Genomic DNA, 16740 nt, shown 5'->3' on the forward strand with positions numbered 1-16740 from the left:
GCCCGCGCCTGGGGATCAGCGGCGAGCGTCGCACCAACAGCCAACCGGTAGCGTCGTTGCTGGATGAGTGGATTGCCGAGAGCCGTGAACCATGGGACGTCATCAGGAAAAAGCTGCGCTTCGTCGGTGTCACGGTGCGGCGCGCCACCAGCCCCACGACGTGGAGATGGCAACAGCACGCTTCCTGGACCCGTCGGCTTCCCGCCCGCGCCGTTACGAACGTGTCGCCCCTACGGGCGCGGCAGCGACGGCCGCCGCGCCCTCGCGCGGGCTGTCGACGGCGAGCCGGCCCTGGCGCAACCATGGCTTCGGTCCCTGGTCCGTCAGCTCAACGGCCCGATCTAGCTCGTGGTCGGCCGGGTGAAGTCGATCGGCTCCGGGCGGGTCATCGGAGCGGATCTACGTCGAGGTCACCACAGTCGCAACGATCGACGGCAGACTGGCTGGGTTGGGGTCACAAAAGGGTTCAGGGCCGGTCTCTAGGAGACAGGCCCTGGGTGTAACTGCTGGTGCGCCGCCCGCAACTGTCGCGGATGACGAGACCGGCCAAGAAGTACTCGCGGGGGTGGCCCGGCCTTGGGCGCCGCGACGACGGAAATCTTCTGAACGGCGACAAAGTCCGCTTCGCTGACCAGGGTCGGGTGCGCCGGGGCGGTGGACAGCAGCCATTGATCTTTGTGTTGGACCGGCTGATCGCTGCCCGTTGCCCGGCCGGGTCTCTGATGGTCGGTGAGGCCGCTGGGATGCGCCTTCCGCTCGCCCATGACCTGCTCAACCCGCATGCCCGCCGATCAGACGTCGGCCAGCTCGAACGTCACGACATCGAGCGGTGACAAACTATGGAAAGCTCCCAAACCACCCTCGGATACCAGGGTGGCGCCCATGACCCCGAGCCCAGTCCACCAGGTGAACGCCGGAGAAAGCTCGGCCGGAACCCATCGGCCGGGCCGTGCTCGCCGGTGAGCTCTGCCTCGCAGCGGGGCTGCGCCGGATCGATGACAGCTGATACTGTCCGTCGTCAGATTGATCTTTTCTATGATCTTTTCGACTACGGGGGAACGAAATGTCGAGAAGTGTGCACAGACTTCCGCGTCTGTGGATGCTGGTCGCCGCCTTAATCGCGGTGACCTTCACGGGCAGTGTCGCCATCCCAGCCGATGCGGTCGCAGCACCGCCGATGTTCGCGCAAGCCGCCGCCGATCCGACCACGATCGATGAGAAATATGCCGCCGCCGCCGTTCTCGGCTGGGTGCCGCGCGAGGAAGTCAGCCTCTCCGACCGCGACTTCGCCTCGGTGCTCTGCGAGAAGGCCTCGGAGAGGCACAACTCCCAGGTGAAGGCGGCCGCGCTGGCCGCCTTCAGCGATGGGAGCGACGCCGAGGCCGCATCCGCGGAGTTCATCCGGACCGGCATCTTCGCGGCGAACGACCGGGACGTGGCGCTGAAGGCCCGCAAGGCCAAGCTCGACACGATCCGGCTGCGCGCGGCCCAGGAGATCAACTGGGTTCCGGCGAACAACACCGAGCGGTCCACGATGCTGGACCAGACGCTACAGAACTACCTGTTGGCGTTCTGGCGCAAGGCGGCGACCTGGCCCGAGGTCAAGGCGGCGGCCGAGCCCCTGACCGTGGCCGACGCCACCGAAGAGCAGCGCCTCGACTTCCTGGAGCACGCTCTCTTCGACAAGGCCGAGACCGACCGGCAGAACGAGATCGCCAACGGCAACGCCGAGGAGGTGGCCGCCCGGCAGGCCGCGGCGCTGCGCTCGGCGAAGGAGAAGGCGATCGCCACCGCGCTCAAGCGGTCGGCTACGCCGTACGAGCTGGACGATCTCGAGATGCGCGAGCTGATCCACCTGTTCGCGACCGACAGCACCGGGCGCAAGGTCAAGGCCGAGGCGACGAGCGCGTACGCGAATCCGTCCGAGGAGGTCTGGGTCGCCTACGTCTTCACCGGCGTCCACCTGGCCAACAAGGTCGACCTGGACGAGCGTGACCTGGCCGAGGCGCGGGCCAACGAGGTCAAGGTGCGCGACATCATGTACGCGGCCGAGGCCGACGGGTACAAGCCCACGGTGGTCGCGGCGTCCAAGAAGGCGCTCGAGGGTGTTGCTCTCGACCGCAGCCTATTCCTGCTCGGCGGTCACGACACCGCCCGCGAGGCCGACTACATCCGGCCGTCGGCCGGCAAGATCCTCATGATCCAGGCGGCCGGCTTCAACGGCTGCGCCGGCGACCTCGACAAGCTCCGGGTGTCCACCACCGAATACCGGGCCCGGGTCGACCCGTGCAACGACAACCTCCAGACGCAGCGCTGGGAGCTCGTGCCGGACACCACCGCGGGCCGCTACAAGTTGCAGTCCCGAACGCTGTGCCTGCTCCCGGAGCGGGCCAAGATCCAGCAGGACGGCGCGCCGATCGTGCTGTCCGGCTGCAGCCAGACCACGGGCGCCTTCATCTGGGAGCTGCTCGACGGCGGTCAGGGCAACGTGGAGATCCGTAACGTCACCAGCAACAAGGTGATCACCGCGGTGCCCGGCTCCGTCGCCGGCGCGCTGACGATGGTGCAGAACCCCAACGGTCACCTGGCTTCCCAGCAGTGGCGGCTGATCGACCCGTCGCACCAGGCCGCCGCCAGCGCGTCGCCGGTCGGGTCGTTCCGGATCAAGGGTTCCCGGTCAGGTCGCTGTCTCCGGCCCGCTGGTGCGCTGGACAAGCCGGGCGAGGGTGCGCTCAAGGCCGGCGCGAACATGGAGTTGCGGGACTGCGGGAGCGGCACCGAGCAGATCTGGGACGTGACCGCGGTGTCCGGCACCCGCTTCAAGCTGCAGAACCGTGCCTCCCAGCAGTGTCTCTGGTACGGCGCCCCGTACGTGCAGGAATACACCGTGTCCCAGGGCGGCTGCAGTTACGCCTCCATCGCCTGGACCGTCATGTTCAACTCCTCCGCCGGTGGATACCTGAGGTCTCTGGCCAGCGGGAGTTACCTGGGAGTGCGCGACGCCGGCACCGCCAACGGCAGTATGTTGAGCAGCGCGGACTACGCCGTCACCGATGACCAGCGGTGGATTCTGGAACCGGTCTCCGCGGGGGCGACCCAGCCGCAGCCGATCTGGGCCTCGACGGGCAAGCCGCACGCGAGTTTCGCCGGCACCGCCGTCACCTTCGTGCAGCAGTGCTCGTCGACCAAGTCCTTCTTCGCCTTCGACCACGCCACGACGGCCCCCAAGGGGATGCGGGCGCACACGGCGAACTCGATCAAGAACCTGGTGCGAGCGGATGTCGCCAACTTCACGCCCATCCCCACCGAACAGTCATGGCAGTTCTGTGCTCACGCGGTTCTGTCGAACACCAAGCTGGAAATCTCGATGAAGAGCATCCAGGCGAATGCCTGGGTCCGCGAGGTGACCAACCCGAGCGCGGGGCTGGCCGCCGATCAGGCCAGCGCGGCCGATGCCGGACGTTTCATCCTGCACAACCGCATCGCCAGGAACAGCGACGGCACGAACGTGGGCGTTCTGCAGTCCAAGACCAACGGCAAGTACGCCGTTCCGGACACGGCCGCCACCGGAACCCTGAACCGGGCCGTCCGGTTCACCAGCGCGACGCAGACGGTCGCTGCGGAGTTCAACGCCGTCACCTGGCAGTAGCGGCACCTCGTCCGGAAAAAGTCTCGTCGTCCCGGCCCTGCGCCGGGCCGACGGTCCCAGCGTGCCTTCGGGAGGCATCCGCATGCTTAAGACCAATCGCCGGGGACGGCTGGCGGCCGTGGTGCTGGCGTCCGTTCTCACCGTAGGAATCGCCCAGACCGTGGCGATCACACCGGCGTCGGCGGCGAGTCAGGCCGACCGGGAACGCGTCCAGTGGCGGGCCCTGTCCGACGGCCGATGGGAGGTCCGGCAGGCGGCGGCCGTCGCGTTGAACAAGAACCCGTCGCCGAGCGACCCCGATCCGGTGGCCACGTTCCTGCGTACCGGGCTCACCGCCGCGATAAACCGGGCCGCCACCTTCGAGCGCAACAACAACACTACTCTTGAGGTCGAGAAGCGGAACTCGCGACCGGGCTCGTTCGTCCACATCGGATGTGAGCGCGCGCTGCGGGCGACCCACGACGACAAGGACGACTTCACCCGGTACGGGCTGGAGGCCGCACGCGAGGCCGACCGGCAAGATCCGCAGCAGGAGGAGGTCGCGAAGCAGGCGCAGGCCGACCGCGACTACGTGGCGTCCATCGCCGAGTCCGACCCGGGCCCGCAGGTCCGGGCGGCGGCCTTCGCGGCGATCACGGCCGGTGAGGACCGGGACATCGCCGACTTCTTCTCGTACTACTGGGCGGCCGGGGCGCGCCTCGACGACGAGGCCTACAAGCTCGCCATCAGTGACCTCGACCTCAAGGGCAACGCCAAGATGACCCAGTTGCGCGAGGCCGCCCTGCGGGCGCAGGCGGCCGAGGAGGGGCTCAGTGGCGAGGCCCTCGAGAAGGCCCGCGCCGAGACCGCGTCGGCGTGGCGGGCGGTGCAGGTGTCCGCCACCGGTGCCAGCGTCGACTGGACGGCGGAGGCCGCCCGGGCCGCGGAACAGAGCGCGAGGTGGACCGCAGTGGCCGCGTACGCCGAAGGAGCAACCACCGAGCAGAACTGGGCCGCCGTCGTCGACCGGGCGCGGACGGACGCGGCCGCCTGGCAGGACGCCGTCCGCTGGGCCGAGCAGCAGGCGGCGGCGTGGGCGCGACTCGCCGAGGAGGCGGGCGACCGATGAAGATGTTGCGATTCGTGATGGCCGTCGTGCTCGGCCTCTCCCTGGCCGGGGGCGGCGTGGCCGTGCCGGCGTACGCCGACCCGAAATCGGCGGCCGCCGCGAGTGGCAGCGACTGGACCGACGAAGAGGCGCAGTGGTACCGCGACAGCGTCGTCGACATCGCGATGTACGCGGCCGAGCCCGAGGTCCGGGACGCGGCCACCGCGGCGCTGACCGCCGGGACCACGCAGGCGATCGGCGATTTCGTCGACTCCGGCTGGGCGCAGGCCCGGCTCGCCGCCACCCAGCGCAAGAGCCGGGACAAGGCCCAGGTCACCACGTGGTCCAGGACCGGCGGAACGAACGTCCAGCGGCTGGCCAAGCAAGCTCTGGCCGGCGGCGACTACACGATCGGCGAGTTCGTCGCGTACGGCTACGAGCTCGCCGATCGACTCGACGACCCGGTCGCCGACACCCAGCCCGAGCGGGACCGGATCTATCAGCGCGTCGAGCGGATGATCGCGATGGGCGGGCCGACCGTCGTCGCGGACGGCAGTGCGGCCCTCGCCTCCGCCGACCCGGCCGTCATCGCCGCGTTCTACACGACCGGGTACGCCGCGGCCAACCGGGCCGACTGGGACAACCGGGAGCGCGTACGCGTAGCCATCGAGCAGCGCAACGAAAGCATCGACCTGCTCACCGCCAACGCCTCCGCCGCCGAGACCGGCGCCCGGGCGCGGGCCGAGATCCTGGCCGCCAACATCCAGGGACTGGCCTACCTGGAAAGCTCGTTGCTCGCCATGCGGCAGGCCGCGGCCGCGGCCAACGCCGCCGACCAGGTCTTCGAACAGGACCGGGTCAACCGCCCCCGGCAGCCGGGCCGGACCGCGCTGCTGGAGGCGCACAAGGCCGACGCCATCGCGCAGGCCGACCGGGCCACCCAGACGGCGCTGCAGATGAACGCGGTCATCGCGCGGGTGCAGATCGCCACGCGGGAACTGGCCGACGCGGGCCAGGACTACGGGCACGACTGGGCGCAGGTCACCGTCTCGCTCGGCCTCGCCTCGCAGGCCGCCGCGCACGCCGCGGCGACGGCCAAGGACGCCGCCACGGCGACGCTCGCCGACAGCCTCGCGCTGGACGCCGACCAGAACGCCACCCTGCACGCGAACAACGCCGCGCGCTGGCTGGCCGAGACGAAGCACCAGGAGAAGGTGGCCGCGGACCAGGCGGTCGTGGCCAAGGCCCAGCAGAAGATCGCCGAGGCCGCGGCCAAGCGGGCCAACACCCAGCGCGGCATCGCCGAGAAGGCCGCCACCGACGCCCGCCAGCACGCGGACAAGGCGCGCAAGCTGCGCGTCGACGCCGAGCAGGCGTCCGCCAACGCGGTCGCGCAGGCCCAGGTGGCCGGGTCGGCGCAGCTGGCGGCCAACGAGGCCATCCAGCGGGAGACCGCGGCGATCAACCGGATGAACCGGGCCGGCGAGCAGCTCAAGACCTCGACCAACCGGTGCTTCGCGGCCGAGGAGGAGTACAACGCGATCACCGCGGCGCTGGCCAAGGCGCGGGCCGAGGCCGAGGCGGCCGGGCAGGACGCCGACGCGGCGACCCGGGACCTGCAGATCCAGGCCGACCGCGCGCGCGACGCGTACCAGTCCGCGCTGGCGTGGAAGAACCAGGCGCAGGCGGCAGCCGACCGGGCACGCGGTGAGGCGGAGGGCGCCACGGCCGCCGCCGATCGGGCACGTACGGCGGCCAAGGCGGCGCAGCAGAACGCGCTGACCGCCCGGAAGGCCTCCGACCGGGCCGGGCAGGCCGCGGTGGACGCGGTCCGCGCGGCCGAGTCGGCCCGGGTCGGCGCGGAGAAGACCCGCACCGAGGCCGAGGCCGCCGTCCGGGAGGCCGGGCAGGCCGTCGTCCAGGCCGACATCGCCGGCGACTCGGCCGGCAGCGCCGCGTTGATGGCGTCGTTGACCGTCGATCGGGGGAGCACCGCAAGCTACATCGCGTCCCGGTTCGCCGCGGTCAACGGCGACGCCCGCAACGCGCTGACCGTCGCGAGCGAGGCGATCCTGGTCTCCCAGGCGGCGGCCCAGTCGGCCGCACGGCGAGCGGCCGAAGCGGATGCGGCCGCCCGGCACGCCACCCAGCAGGCGACGGATGCGGTCGGCGACATCAGACCGGCGTACGAGGCGGCGGCTCGGGCGGTCGGCTCGGCGAACACCGCGATCGGTGCGGCCGGCAAGGCGTACGACGCCGCGGTGGCCGCCACCAACGACGCCAACAGCGCGACCATCGCCGCCGGGGCGGCGACCAGGTGGGAGTCGGCCGCGTGGCAGGACGCCGCCATCGCGGACCACGCGGCGCAGACCGCGGGACTCGCGGCGGCCAGCGCGGGACGGGCGTCGGCGAGCGTCGACCGGGCGTACGCGTGGGCGAAGAACGCCACCGCCGGCATTCACACCCAGGCCAAGAAGCTCGCCGACACCCTCAAGGGCCTGCAGGACGAGAAGGCCAGGCAGGACGCGATCGCCCGCGAGCAGCAGGAGTTCGAGGACAAGGTCGAAGAAGGCATCCTCTCCTATCTGGCCTGCACCGGTGGCATGACCGACGCCTGCAAGCACCTGTGGGCGCTGGTGCAGCCGAGCCTCAAGACGGCCCTGGACGCGAGCAAGAACCACCTCGCGCTGCTGGGCCGCTGTTACACCGGCGACCGGCCCGCCTGCGTCGAGGCGGAAGCCAACGGCGACCGGGTGGAGGACTGGTTCGTCCAGGTCGGCGCCGGCCTGCTCGAGGGGGCCAAGGGCTTCATCACCGGGCTGAAGGCGCTCGCCGACTGCGGCAGCTGGATCGTCGTCGGCACCAGCGGCGACTACTTCCGGAACAACTGCGGCAAGACCGTCGAGGGCTTCCGGAAGATGCCGGAGATGCTCCGCGACCACCCGCTCGAGCTGATCCACATCAACGAGTGGCGGGAGAACCCGGGCAAGGCGTTCGGGCTGACCCTGTTCGACGTCGCATCGTTCGCCATCCCCGGCATCGGCGAGCTTGGCGGTGCGCTCAACAAGACGCTGGGCCAGATCAGCAACCTGCTGCGGTTCAGCGTGACCAAGCTGTCCGGCGGCATCGGGCGGATCGAGCGGTTCACGGTCCGGCTGGCCGAGGGCGCCGGGGACGCCGGGAAGTTCGCCCAGATCACCGGCATCGGGCTCAAGCTGGAGAACGGCGCCGCCAAGTTCGACGACGCGTTCGCCCTGATCGACAGCAAGCTCTACAAGGTCGGGAGCACCACGGCCCGGCTGGACGGGCCGATCGACGCCTTCGACGGCGCGGTGGTCCACCTCGACGGTGGCGTGGTCACCATCGAGAACGGCGTCGTCAAGATCCGGGACCTCACGCTCAAGGTGGGGCACGACGTCGACGTACCGGACTCGCTGCCCGCCTGCCGGGTGCTCAAGGCGGCCCGGGCGGCTGCCGCCGCCGTCTGCAACGGCACGCAGCCCGACGGCAGCTGGCAATACACGGAGAACAAGGTCGACCTCAAGCTCTCCAAGCAGGTCAACCAGCTCGCGGACCAGGCCGTGGCGGACGCGTGGTTCGCCGCGGACAAGCTGTCGCCGCGGATGAAGGCGATGATCGAGGCGTGGCCCGGTGCGAGCCGGGAGGGCTGGTCCTACCGGCTCAAGGACGCGGACTCGCTCAAACGCAAGCTGTACGGCGACCTGAAGGGCGATGAGAGCCGGGCGGCGGAACTGCTCGCCAAGGCCCGCGACAACATCCGGTACACCGCGGTGTTCGAGACGAAGGATTACGTCGCCGGCGTCCAGGCGGCGGTCCGGGAGCTGAAACAGAAGAGGTTCGAGCTGGTCGAGGCCAAGAACGACTGGTCGCCGCAGTCCAAGCGGCTGTACAAGGGCATCAACCTGACCTGGCGGGACCCGCAGACCGGCGCGCTGTTCGAGTTGCAGTTCCACACCCCGGAGAGCTTCTGGGTCAACAAGGCCGAGCACCCGTTCTTCGAGATCACCCGTCTCGGTGACAAAGCCTCCGGGGAGATACCCGCAGCGCTGGCGGGCCAGATCTCGAAGGACATGTGGTCGGACGCGAACGTCCCGCCGCCGGTCGATGCTGGAGACCTGACCTTCGAGCTGGGATTCTGATGGTATGAAGCAGTACTTCGCCGTGGTCGGCGCTGGGCACGACGCCAAGGACCCGCTCACCCTCGTCCGGGTGAGCGAGTCCGGCCTCGTCCAGGAGCTTTCCGAGCATGCGGCGTGGGTGCCGGCAAAGCTGGTGGAGCGGATCGAGGCGGGCGAGGTGCCGTACCGTCTCGTTCCCGTCACCGAGAAGGCCGCAGCCCGCATCCGGAAGCAGCGCGAGAAGAAGGTCGCCTACCGCTACTCGATCTTCGTGTGGGCGGCCGACCCGACCAACACTGCGATCGGCGTGCTGCGCGAATGGGACGCCAACGGCACCACATCCGGCGAGATCTACCGAATCGACGACGGCGAGTGGGCCCTCGATCCCATCCGCATCGACGTCGAGCGCGGCGCAACCGATTTCTACCGGATCATGGACAGCGACGCGTCCACAGTCAATCTCTGGATAGAGGCCGCACGACGGCGCAGTTGACAAGTCAACCGAGGCTCCATTCGTGCTCAACCGAGTCGTAGGTCTGGGTTGCCTCCGGGTACGGATGCAACCCAGACCTACCAGCACCCGTCCCGCGCCCGGCTTGTGGGCGCGCGCGGCCACCGGTGTTGTAGACCACGATGAATGATGCTGTGTTCTGCCGCGGTCGAGTTCCACGTCGGAGTGACCTGGTGGCTCTTCGTGCGCCGCTCAGGCTCATCGTGGAGCTATCCGATCGAGGGAGGCGTGGCGATGAGCGGTGGGGTGTTCAAGCGGTGCGGATGTCGATCGTCGGAGACCGGACGTTTGCTGAGCTCAGCCTGTTCGCAATTGGCCGAGCGAGGCCACGGTAGCTGGTACTTCGACTGTGCTGTGCCGGTCCTGCCGGGGCGCCGCGAGCGGCTGCGGCGGGGCGGCTACCCGACCCGGCGCGAGGCGATCGCGGCCCGGGACGCCCTGCTCGGTGACGGCATCACGGCCACAGTCGAGGGCTGGACCATGGAGCGCTGGCTGCGGCATTGGCTGACCACTCGCACCCGAATCCGCCCGACCACGCTGCACTCGTACCGGATTCATGTCGAGAACAACCTGATCCCGCGCCTGGGCCGGCTGCGGCTCAGCGAGCTGACCGGCCGGCACATCACCGACATGATCACCACCATCGGTGCGACCAACAACCGGTACGGGCGCACGCCGACCCCCTCGACCCTGCACCGCATCCGCGCGATCCTGCGCTCGGCGCTCAACGCCGCCATCCGCGAGGGCATGCTGCGCGACAACCCAGCTCGCTACGTCGAGGTGCCTTCGCCGCGGCGTCCGCATGCGCTGGTCTGGACCGTGCAGCGGGTCGAAGCGTGGCAGAAGACGGGGAAGCGGCCGGCGGTTGCGGTGTGGACCACCGAGCAGACCGCCACGTTCCTTGGCTATGTCGCGAAGGACCGGCTGGCGGTGATGTGGTGGCTGATCGCATTGCGTGGTCTGCGCCGCGGTGAGGCGGCTGGTCTGCGGTGGACCGACGTGGACCTGGACGCTGGAGTAGCAATGATCGAGCAGCAGCGCATCGCCAACGGCCACCTGGTTACCGTCGGGCCGCCGAAGACTGCGGCCAGCCGGCGGTTAATCGCCCTGGACCGGCACACGATCCGCCTACTACGCCAGCACCGCCGGTGGCAGCGGGCCGAGCATCGAGCGGCCGGCGAGGTATGGCAGGACTCCGGGTACGTGTTCGTTGCCGAGGACGGGGCGCCGCTGCACCCGGACTTCCTGACCCGCCGCTTCCGGCACCTGGTTCTCGAGTTGGGGCTTCCGCCGGTCCGGCTGCACGACCTCCGGCACGGCGCGGCCAGCCTCGCCCACTGCGCGGGCGTGGACCTCAAGACGGTGCAGGCGCAGCTCGGGCACAGCAGCGTCGTGCTGACCGCCGATACCTACACCAGTGTCCTGACCGACCTGCTCGCCTACGCAGCCGAGGCCACCGCCCAGCTTGTCCTGGCTGCCGCGGCCCGCAACCCCGGCCACCGGCACGGCAAGACGAAATCCGCTGGGCCGGCCGAGATCGGCTCCGTGAAGAGGCCCGTGACCAGGCATTGCTGTCGTGACAAGGGGTCAAGGCAGAGCCGCCCACGTACGTCCCACCAACGTCCCACAAAGATCAAGGCCGTATAGCTCGAAAGCTATACGGCCTGGTGAAGCAGTGTGCGCCGCGTAGGACTTGAACCTACAACCCGCGGATTAAGAGTCCGCTGCTCTGCCAGTTGAGCTAGCGGCGCTCGTCGGCAACGGAGAAACATTAACACGGCTTCCGGCGGCCCTGAAATCGCCCCCTCCAGCATGATCACCGGGAGCGACCCACCGCACAGGGGGCGCCACTGACCGTCTTTGTAGGGCAGGATGTGCCCCGCGGAACGTGAGAACGGGGCTGAGGATGGTCGGGATGCGGCGCTCGCTGCTGGCGGTCGTGTCGTTGCTGGTCGCGGCACCTTTGGCGCTGGCCGGGTGCGGGGATGACGCGGGGAAGCCCGCGAGTGCCGCGTGGGTTGCTTCGGGGACGCCGTCGGCCGCTCCGTCCGGTTCGCCCGAGTCTGGCGCGGTGTCGGCGGCGCCCGCGGCTCCTGTGGGGGATGGGTCGCTGCATGTGACGCCTGTCACCGGCAAGAAGGGCGTGCCGGTCAGTGCCGAGATCGGGTTCCGGCTTTCCGGCGGCAAGGTCACCAGCGTCGTCCTCAAGGACGAGGACGGCAAGGCCGTCTCCGGCGCGCTGCGGGAGGACGGTTCCTCCTGGGTGCCGGCCAAGCCCCTCAAGAACAGCCGGGGGTACGTGGCCACGGTCACGGCCGTCGACGGCGCTGGGCAGTCCCGCACCGAGACCACGTCCTTCACCACCATGGCCCCGGGTGGGCGGCAGACCGGGACGGGCTTCTACCTCTTCGACGGCAACACCTACGGCGTCGCGATGCCCGTGGTGGTCGAGTTCAACCCGGGCATCGAGAAGAAGGACCGGGCCGCCGTACAGAAGCGGATGTTCGTCAAGAGTGAGCCGGCACAGCCCGGCACGTGGTCGTGGACATCGAGTGGCACGCAGGCCTTCTATCGGGCGCCGAAGTTCTGGCAGGCCGGCACCAAGCTCACCGTGCGTATCGCCCTCGGCGGGCTGCCGACCGGTGGGGGGCGCTACGGCGACCAGGACCGCTCCGCTACCGCCAAGATCGGGCGCAGTTTCGTCATGAGCGTGGACAACAAGTCGAAGCACATGACGGTTGTCGAGAGCGGTAAGACGGTCCGGACGCTGCCCGTGAGCCTTGGTCGCAAGAAGTTCCCGTCCGCCAGCGGCACCATGGTCGTGATGGAGAAGAAGCGCGAGACCGTCTTCGACACGCGCAACGAGATGCCGGCGGGTGAGGGATACCGCGTGGACATCGAGTACGCCCAGCGCCTCACCTGGTCCGGCCAGTTCATCCACTCGGCGCCGTGGTCCGGCCCCGACCAGGGACGGCGGAACGTGTCGCACGGGTGTGTGAACGTGTCCGCGGCCAACGCGAAGTGGCTGTTCGATCGGACGCTCATCGGTGATCCGATCACCATCCGGGGTACTGAGGACAAGCTGGGGTATGGCAACGGCTGGACCCCGTGGGACGTGAGCTGGGCGGAGTTCGTGAAGGGCAGTGCCCTGCCGGTGCCGGCCGACCTGGCCGCGCAGGAGGGTCAGGCCTGATGGAGCGGGGGCGGGCTGGACGAGTCGGATTCCAGGCCGCGGCGGGCTGAGATCGCCTCGACGCGGCATGATTGCGGGGTTGGAGCCTCGCCCGTCCTTGGCGGATGATGGTCGCCGGGACGGCAGCGCCTGAGAGGGATCATGAGACTTCGCGGAGTGACTGGACCGGCCGGGCGGCGGTGGCGCGCGGTGGTGGCCTCGGTGGCGGCCGTGGGTGTGCTGCTCAGCGCCGGTTGCAGCGGTGACGACAAGTCGGAGTCCCCTTCCTGGCAGGGCGCCTCCGGTTCCCCGGCGCCGCAGGCCACGCTGAGCACGGTCTCGGTCACCTCGCCGGCGGCGGACGCGTCCGACGTCATGGCCAGCGTCGACATCGCGTACCAGTCCGAGGACCCCGCGAATACCTCGGTCGAGGTCAAGGACGGCGAGGGCAACGAGGTCAAGGGCACCCTCGACAAGGACGCCAAGATCTTCCGGCCGGCGCAGGCGCTCGGCTGGGGCCAGAAATACACGGTGACGGTCACCGGCACCCCGTCGGGTGACAAGGGCGGCTCCGCGACCAGCTCTTTCACCGTCATGAAGAAGCCGTCGACGCTGGTCCGGGTCATGAGCTTCCTGGGCGACGACCAGACCGTCGGCGTCGGCATGCCGCTGATCATCAGGTTCGGCCGCTCGGTCCCGGAGAAGTACCGCGCGGACGTCGAGCGCCGGATGCAGGTCACCGCCACGCCGGCGCAGGAGGGCATCTGGCACTGGACCAGCCCCACCGAGGTGCACTACCGCCCCCAGACCTACTGGCAGCCGCAGACCAAGATCTCCTACCGGGTCCAGCTCGCCGGCGTGCCCATGGACGACGGCTGGTACGGCCGCTCCGACCTGACCGTGAACGTCAAGATCGGACGTTCCTTCGTCATGACGGTGGACAACAAGAGCAAGCACATGACCGTCACGCAGGACGGCGAGGTCGTCAAGAGCATCCCGGTCAGCCTCGGTCAGAAGAAATACCCGTCGGCCAGCGGCACCATGGTGGTCATCGAGAAGAAGCGCAAGACCGTCTTCGACACGCTGGACGAGTTCCCCGAGGGCGAGGGATACCGCGTGAACATCGACTACGCCCAGCGGCTCACGTGGAGCGGCCAGTTCATCCACGCGGCTCCGTGGTCGGATGGGCAGCAGGGCAAGACCAATGTCTCCCACGGCTGCGTCAACGTCTCGATGGCGATGGGCAAGTGGCTCTTCGAACGCACGCTGATGGGCGACCCGGTCACGGTCAAGGGCACCGAGGACAAGCTCGAGAACGGCAACGGCTGGACCGACTGGAACATGAGCTGGGACGAGTACAAGCGGGGCAGCGCGCTCTGACCGTTCTCAGCCGACGCTGGCGAGGTCCGAGTCGGTGCACACCGAGACCATCTCGGCCGCGGCGGCGCTGACCCCGGCCACCAGATCTGGCTCCTCCTCGGAGCCCTGGGCCTTCACGGCCTGCTCGTAGGCCTGCTGGAGGCGGGTCGCGGCGTCCGCGACCGGGGCGTCGGCGGTGACGGTGGACGCGGCGACGCCGGTGATCACCCCCGGCTGCATGAGGCTGCCCTCCCGGACCGCCGCGCTGATCTTCCCGCACGCGACGGTGCCCGGCGGGTCGTCCGCGTGGGGCGGGGTGCTGGGTGGCGCCGACGGTGCGGCTGCCGGGGCCGGCGCCGGGGCCGGGACGCTTGCTGGTTTCGTGCACCCGGTGATGCTCGCCAGCAACAGCAGAGCGCAGATGGTGGCTGATCGCGACACATCTCTGACCGTAAGCGCTGCCGCGCCGTGGATCTGCCCGTCGGAAAATCCTGGGCAGGTCAGACCATGCTTGCGTGCGCCGCGATGATCCGCCAGCCGTGTGCGTCGTCGCGGATCCACGTGCGGGTGTAGCGCATCCTCGCGGCGAAACCGACGCCGTCGATGCTGCCGCGCAGACTGCCGAGGAACCAGGTCACGCCCGTGTCGCCGGCGACCACCAGGTCGAGCTCTTCCTCGTGCAGCTCCTCGATGATCTGCGTTCCGGTGCGATGCACGCGCAGGTCGTCGTCCTTGCGGTAGAGCTTGCCGTCCGGGCCGGTGAAGATCAGGCGGTCGTCGAGCAGGCGGTCGAGGGCCGCGACGTCGGAGGCGACCTGGGCGGCCTGCAACCGCCGCTCGGCGGCACGGAGTTCGTCATCCATGCCGTCCTTTGTAGCCCACCGGGGGAAGCAGCCCATCGCAGGGGAGTGCGAGGCTATTTCGGCTGGACGAGCCAGTGCCAGGCGCGACGCAGGCCGTCGGCGAGGGAGTCGTCCCCCGCGGTCCGCGCGGCCGCGTCCTCGCTCGGCTCGGCGAGCCCGTCAGCGGAGACGGCGATGATCACCCCGTGCTCGTAGATGCCGTCGACCTGGCCGGCCGCCGCATAGCGGTGCCCGTCGGCGGTCTCGATGACGAGGCCGTGGAAGATGTCTTCCCGGTCGTCGGACAGCACGTGCTCGACGGCGCCGACCCGATCGCCCGCGCGGTCGAAGACCGGCGTGCCGTCGGACAGGACGAGGAAAGACTGTGGTGCGCCGAGGTCCTCGGGCGCGGATTCGGTGTCCGGCATGGAGGGGGACGTACCCCGCCCCGTGCCGCGGTAACCGGCTTTCAGTCCGCCGGGGGCAGGACGGCGACCTCGCGGTAGAACCGGTCGATCGTGCGTACGGTCGACTCGAAGTCCTCCAGGTCGAACGGCTTCGTCACGTAGGCGTTGGCCCGGTGCTGGTAGCTGGCGGCGATGTCCGGGGCGGCGCCCGAGGTCGTCAGGATGACCACCGGGATCGTCTTGAGCCGGTCGTCGGTCTTGATCGCGGCCAGCGTCTCCCGGCCGTCCATGCGGGGCATGTTGAGGTCGAGCAGGATGAGGTCGGGCCGGTGGGCGTCCGTGTACGGATCGACGCGCCGCAGGTAGTCGAGCGCCTCGCGGCCGTCCGAGACCCGGTTGACCGTGGGCCGCGTCTGAGAACTCTCCAACGCCTCCGAAATCATGAAGGCGTCGGCGTCGTCGTCGTCGACGACGAGGATCTCGAGACTTCGCACTCTGCCCCCTAGTTTGCAGTTCGGCAAGCATAGGGGCGGCCGGTCCCGAATACCACCTCCACCAGGTATGAAATGCCGCGCCGCGAGACATGTCTCATACGCGGCACTCGTCACCTGGTCGGCGGGTGTCTCAGGCGAACCATCCGCCGGCCGTTTCCGGTGCCACGTCCTGGCCGGTCGCCCGGGCTCCGGCCCAGTTCACCCCGACCAACAGCTCGTCGCCGCGCAGTCCGGGCAGCCAGTTCCCGAGCCAGTCGGTGAGGGAGATCTCGACGACCTCGAAGCCCCGGTACGCCGCCACGGCGCCCACGACCCGCACGGCGCGGGACCGCTTGGACCAGAACGGCATAGCGCGAGCGCCGTCCGTGCCGGCGGGCGCGGGGAAGCCTTCGGAGTCCCGGATCGACCAGACCCGCCCCTCGCGGGGCACCTCCCGGCGGAACGCCGCCGCATGCGCCGCACTGAGCGACATCGCCGTCCCCTTCCTCCAGGCGTTGCTGTTCCCATGGTCACCCGTCGACGGCTCCGAAATGATTTGAACGACCAAATAGGGTCACTCCATGGAGATCAGAGTGGCGACGGAGCGGGACTGGCCGGCGATTTTTCCGTTCTGGTCGGCGATTGTGGAGGCGGGGGAGACCTACGCGTACCCGCTGGGCCTGGGCAGCGACGACGCGCGGGCACTGTGGATGGAGTCGCCGCCCGGTCGCACCGTGGTCGCCGTGGACGGCGGCGAGGTGCTCGGCTCGGCCAAGATGGGCCCGAACCGGCCCGGTCGTGGCGCGCACATCGCTACCGGCAGCTTCATGGTGGATCCGGCCGGTCAGGGGCGTGGCGTCGGACGGGCGCTGGGCCGGTACGTCATCGAGTGGGCGCGGGCCGAGGGCTATCGCGGCATTCAGTTCAACGCGGTCGTGGAGACGAACCGGGGCGCCGTACATCTGTGGCGGGCCCTGGGGTTCGAGATCATGACGACGATTCCGGAGGCGTTCGACTCGGTGGCCCATGGCCTCGTCGGCCTGCACGTGATGTACAAAAAACTGGGATGACGTCCGGGTTTGTCCCTTAATCTCAGCCCTA

The 16740-nt window shown here is 69.5% G+C and carries 14 protein-coding genes and 1 tRNA gene; 9 read left to right on the forward strand and 6 right to left on the reverse strand.

The features are described 5' to 3' along the window. The first annotated feature begins 533 nt into the window (after positions 1-533). The 6 genes from AB0M36_RS15640 to AB0M36_RS15665 all read left to right on the forward strand — a co-directional run bounded on the left by AB0M36_RS15640 (position 534) and on the right by AB0M36_RS15665 (position 11033). Positions 534-833 (forward strand): hypothetical protein, encoded by a 300-nt coding sequence (locus AB0M36_RS15640; protein ID WP_364157386.1) that lies wholly within the window; start codon positions 534-536, stop codon positions 831-833. Positions 834-1177: 344 nt separating this feature from the next. Then, complete coding sequence (locus tag AB0M36_RS15645; protein WP_364157388.1) at positions 1178-3649, forward strand: RICIN domain-containing protein; 2472 nt, start codon at positions 1178-1180, stop codon at positions 3647-3649. 82 nt (positions 3650-3731) lie between these two features. Beyond that, positions 3732-4757 carry a hypothetical protein gene (locus tag AB0M36_RS15650; RefSeq protein ID WP_364157390.1) on the forward strand — a complete coding sequence of 342 codons (1026 nt, stop codon included), beginning with the start codon at positions 3732-3734 and terminating at the stop codon, positions 4755-4757. Beyond that, entirely contained in the window at positions 4754-8896 is a 4143-nt protein-coding gene (locus AB0M36_RS15655; RefSeq protein ID WP_364157393.1) for a hypothetical protein, read from the forward strand. The genes AB0M36_RS15650 and AB0M36_RS15655 overlap by 4 nt, the downstream gene beginning before the upstream one ends. 4 nt (positions 8897-8900) lie before the next feature. Continuing rightward, a complete protein-coding gene (locus AB0M36_RS15660) occupies positions 8901-9368 on the forward strand; it encodes a hypothetical protein (protein ID WP_364157396.1) in 468 nt (155 codons plus the stop codon). 330 nt (positions 9369-9698) lie between these two features. After that, positions 9699-11033 carry a site-specific integrase gene (locus AB0M36_RS15665; RefSeq protein WP_364157398.1) on the forward strand — a complete coding sequence of 445 codons (1335 nt, stop codon included), beginning with the start codon at positions 9699-9701 and terminating at the stop codon, positions 11031-11033. A 31-nt stretch (positions 11034-11064) separates the two neighbouring features. Here the strand turns inward: AB0M36_RS15665 and AB0M36_RS15670 are convergent. Further along, positions 11065-11137: transfer RNA gene (locus AB0M36_RS15670), tRNA-Lys, on the reverse strand. 155 nt (positions 11138-11292) lie between these two features. Here AB0M36_RS15670 and AB0M36_RS15675 point away from each other — a divergent pair. Beyond that, the gene (locus AB0M36_RS15675) at positions 11293-12579 is read left to right on the forward strand and encodes an Ig-like domain-containing protein (protein ID WP_364157400.1); all 1287 of its coding nucleotides are present in this window, start codon (positions 11293-11295) and stop codon (positions 12577-12579) included. A gap of 141 nt (positions 12580-12720) precedes the next feature. Further along, positions 12721-13938, forward strand: coding sequence for an Ig-like domain-containing protein (locus AB0M36_RS15680; RefSeq protein ID WP_364157403.1), 1218 nt, complete (start codon positions 12721-12723; stop codon positions 13936-13938). 6 nt (positions 13939-13944) lie between these two features. Here AB0M36_RS15680 and AB0M36_RS15685 read toward each other — a convergent pair whose 3' ends face one another. The 5 genes from AB0M36_RS15685 to AB0M36_RS15705 form a co-directional block, all read right to left on the reverse strand. After that, positions 13945-14358, reverse strand: coding sequence for a hypothetical protein (locus AB0M36_RS15685; RefSeq protein ID WP_364157406.1), 414 nt, complete (start codon positions 14356-14358; stop codon positions 13945-13947). A 59-nt stretch (positions 14359-14417) separates the two neighbouring features. Next, positions 14418-14780: a nuclear transport factor 2 family protein gene (locus AB0M36_RS15690; protein ID WP_364157409.1), complete on the reverse strand. Its 363-nt coding sequence runs from the start codon at positions 14778-14780 to the stop codon at positions 14418-14420. A gap of 53 nt (positions 14781-14833) precedes the next feature. Beyond that, on the reverse strand, positions 14834-15187 hold the full coding sequence (locus AB0M36_RS15695; protein ID WP_364157411.1) for a hypothetical protein: 354 nt from the start codon (positions 15185-15187) through the stop codon (positions 14834-14836). A gap of 41 nt (positions 15188-15228) precedes the next feature. Then, positions 15229-15660, reverse strand: a complete 432-nt coding sequence (locus AB0M36_RS15700; RefSeq protein ID WP_364157413.1) for a response regulator — start codon at positions 15658-15660, stop codon at positions 15229-15231. Positions 15661-15790: 130 nt separating this feature from the next. Next, complete coding sequence (locus AB0M36_RS15705) at positions 15791-16132, reverse strand: DUF2750 domain-containing protein (protein ID WP_364157415.1); 342 nt, start codon at positions 16130-16132, stop codon at positions 15791-15793. An 88-nt stretch (positions 16133-16220) separates the two neighbouring features. On the opposite strand from AB0M36_RS15705, the gene AB0M36_RS15710 reads away from it, so the two are divergent. Beyond that, positions 16221-16709, forward strand: coding sequence for a GNAT family N-acetyltransferase (locus tag AB0M36_RS15710; protein WP_364157418.1), 489 nt, complete (start codon positions 16221-16223; stop codon positions 16707-16709). Positions 16710-16740: the final 31 nt, after the last annotated feature.

This window comes from Actinoplanes sp. NPDC051346, assembly GCF_040682215.1.
Taxonomy (GTDB): domain Bacteria; phylum Actinomycetota; class Actinomycetes; order Mycobacteriales; family Micromonosporaceae; genus Actinoplanes.

Bases quoted from the DNA above. Each gene is read 5' to 3' on its own strand.
- AB0M36_RS15640 (WP_364157386.1), top strand. From the start codon at position 534: ATGACGAGACCGGCCAAGAAGTACTCGCGGGGGTGGCCCGGCCTTGGG.
- AB0M36_RS15645 (WP_364157388.1), top strand. From the start codon at position 1,178: ATGTTCGCGCAAGCCGCCGCCGATCCGACCACGATCGATGAGAAATAT.
- AB0M36_RS15650 (WP_364157390.1), top strand. From the start codon at position 3,732: ATGCTTAAGACCAATCGCCGGGGACGGCTGGCGGCCGTGGTGCTGGCG.
- AB0M36_RS15655 (WP_364157393.1), top strand. From the start codon at position 4,754: ATGAAGATGTTGCGATTCGTGATGGCCGTCGTGCTCGGCCTCTCCCTG.
- AB0M36_RS15660 (WP_364157396.1), top strand. From the start codon at position 8,901: ATGAAGCAGTACTTCGCCGTGGTCGGCGCTGGGCACGACGCCAAGGAC.
- AB0M36_RS15675 (WP_364157400.1), top strand. From the start codon at position 11,293: ATGGTCGGGATGCGGCGCTCGCTGCTGGCGGTCGTGTCGTTGCTGGTC.
- AB0M36_RS15680 (WP_364157403.1), top strand. From the start codon at position 12,721: ATGAGACTTCGCGGAGTGACTGGACCGGCCGGGCGGCGGTGGCGCGCG.
- AB0M36_RS15690 (WP_364157409.1), bottom strand. From the start codon at position 14,780: ATGGATGACGAACTCCGTGCCGCCGAGCGGCGGTTGCAGGCCGCCCAG.
- AB0M36_RS15695 (WP_364157411.1), bottom strand. From the start codon at position 15,187: ATGCCGGACACCGAATCCGCGCCCGAGGACCTCGGCGCACCACAGTCT.
- AB0M36_RS15705 (WP_364157415.1), bottom strand. From the start codon at position 16,132: ATGTCGCTCAGTGCGGCGCATGCGGCGGCGTTCCGCCGGGAGGTGCCC.
- AB0M36_RS15710 (WP_364157418.1), top strand. From the start codon at position 16,221: ATGGAGATCAGAGTGGCGACGGAGCGGGACTGGCCGGCGATTTTTCCG.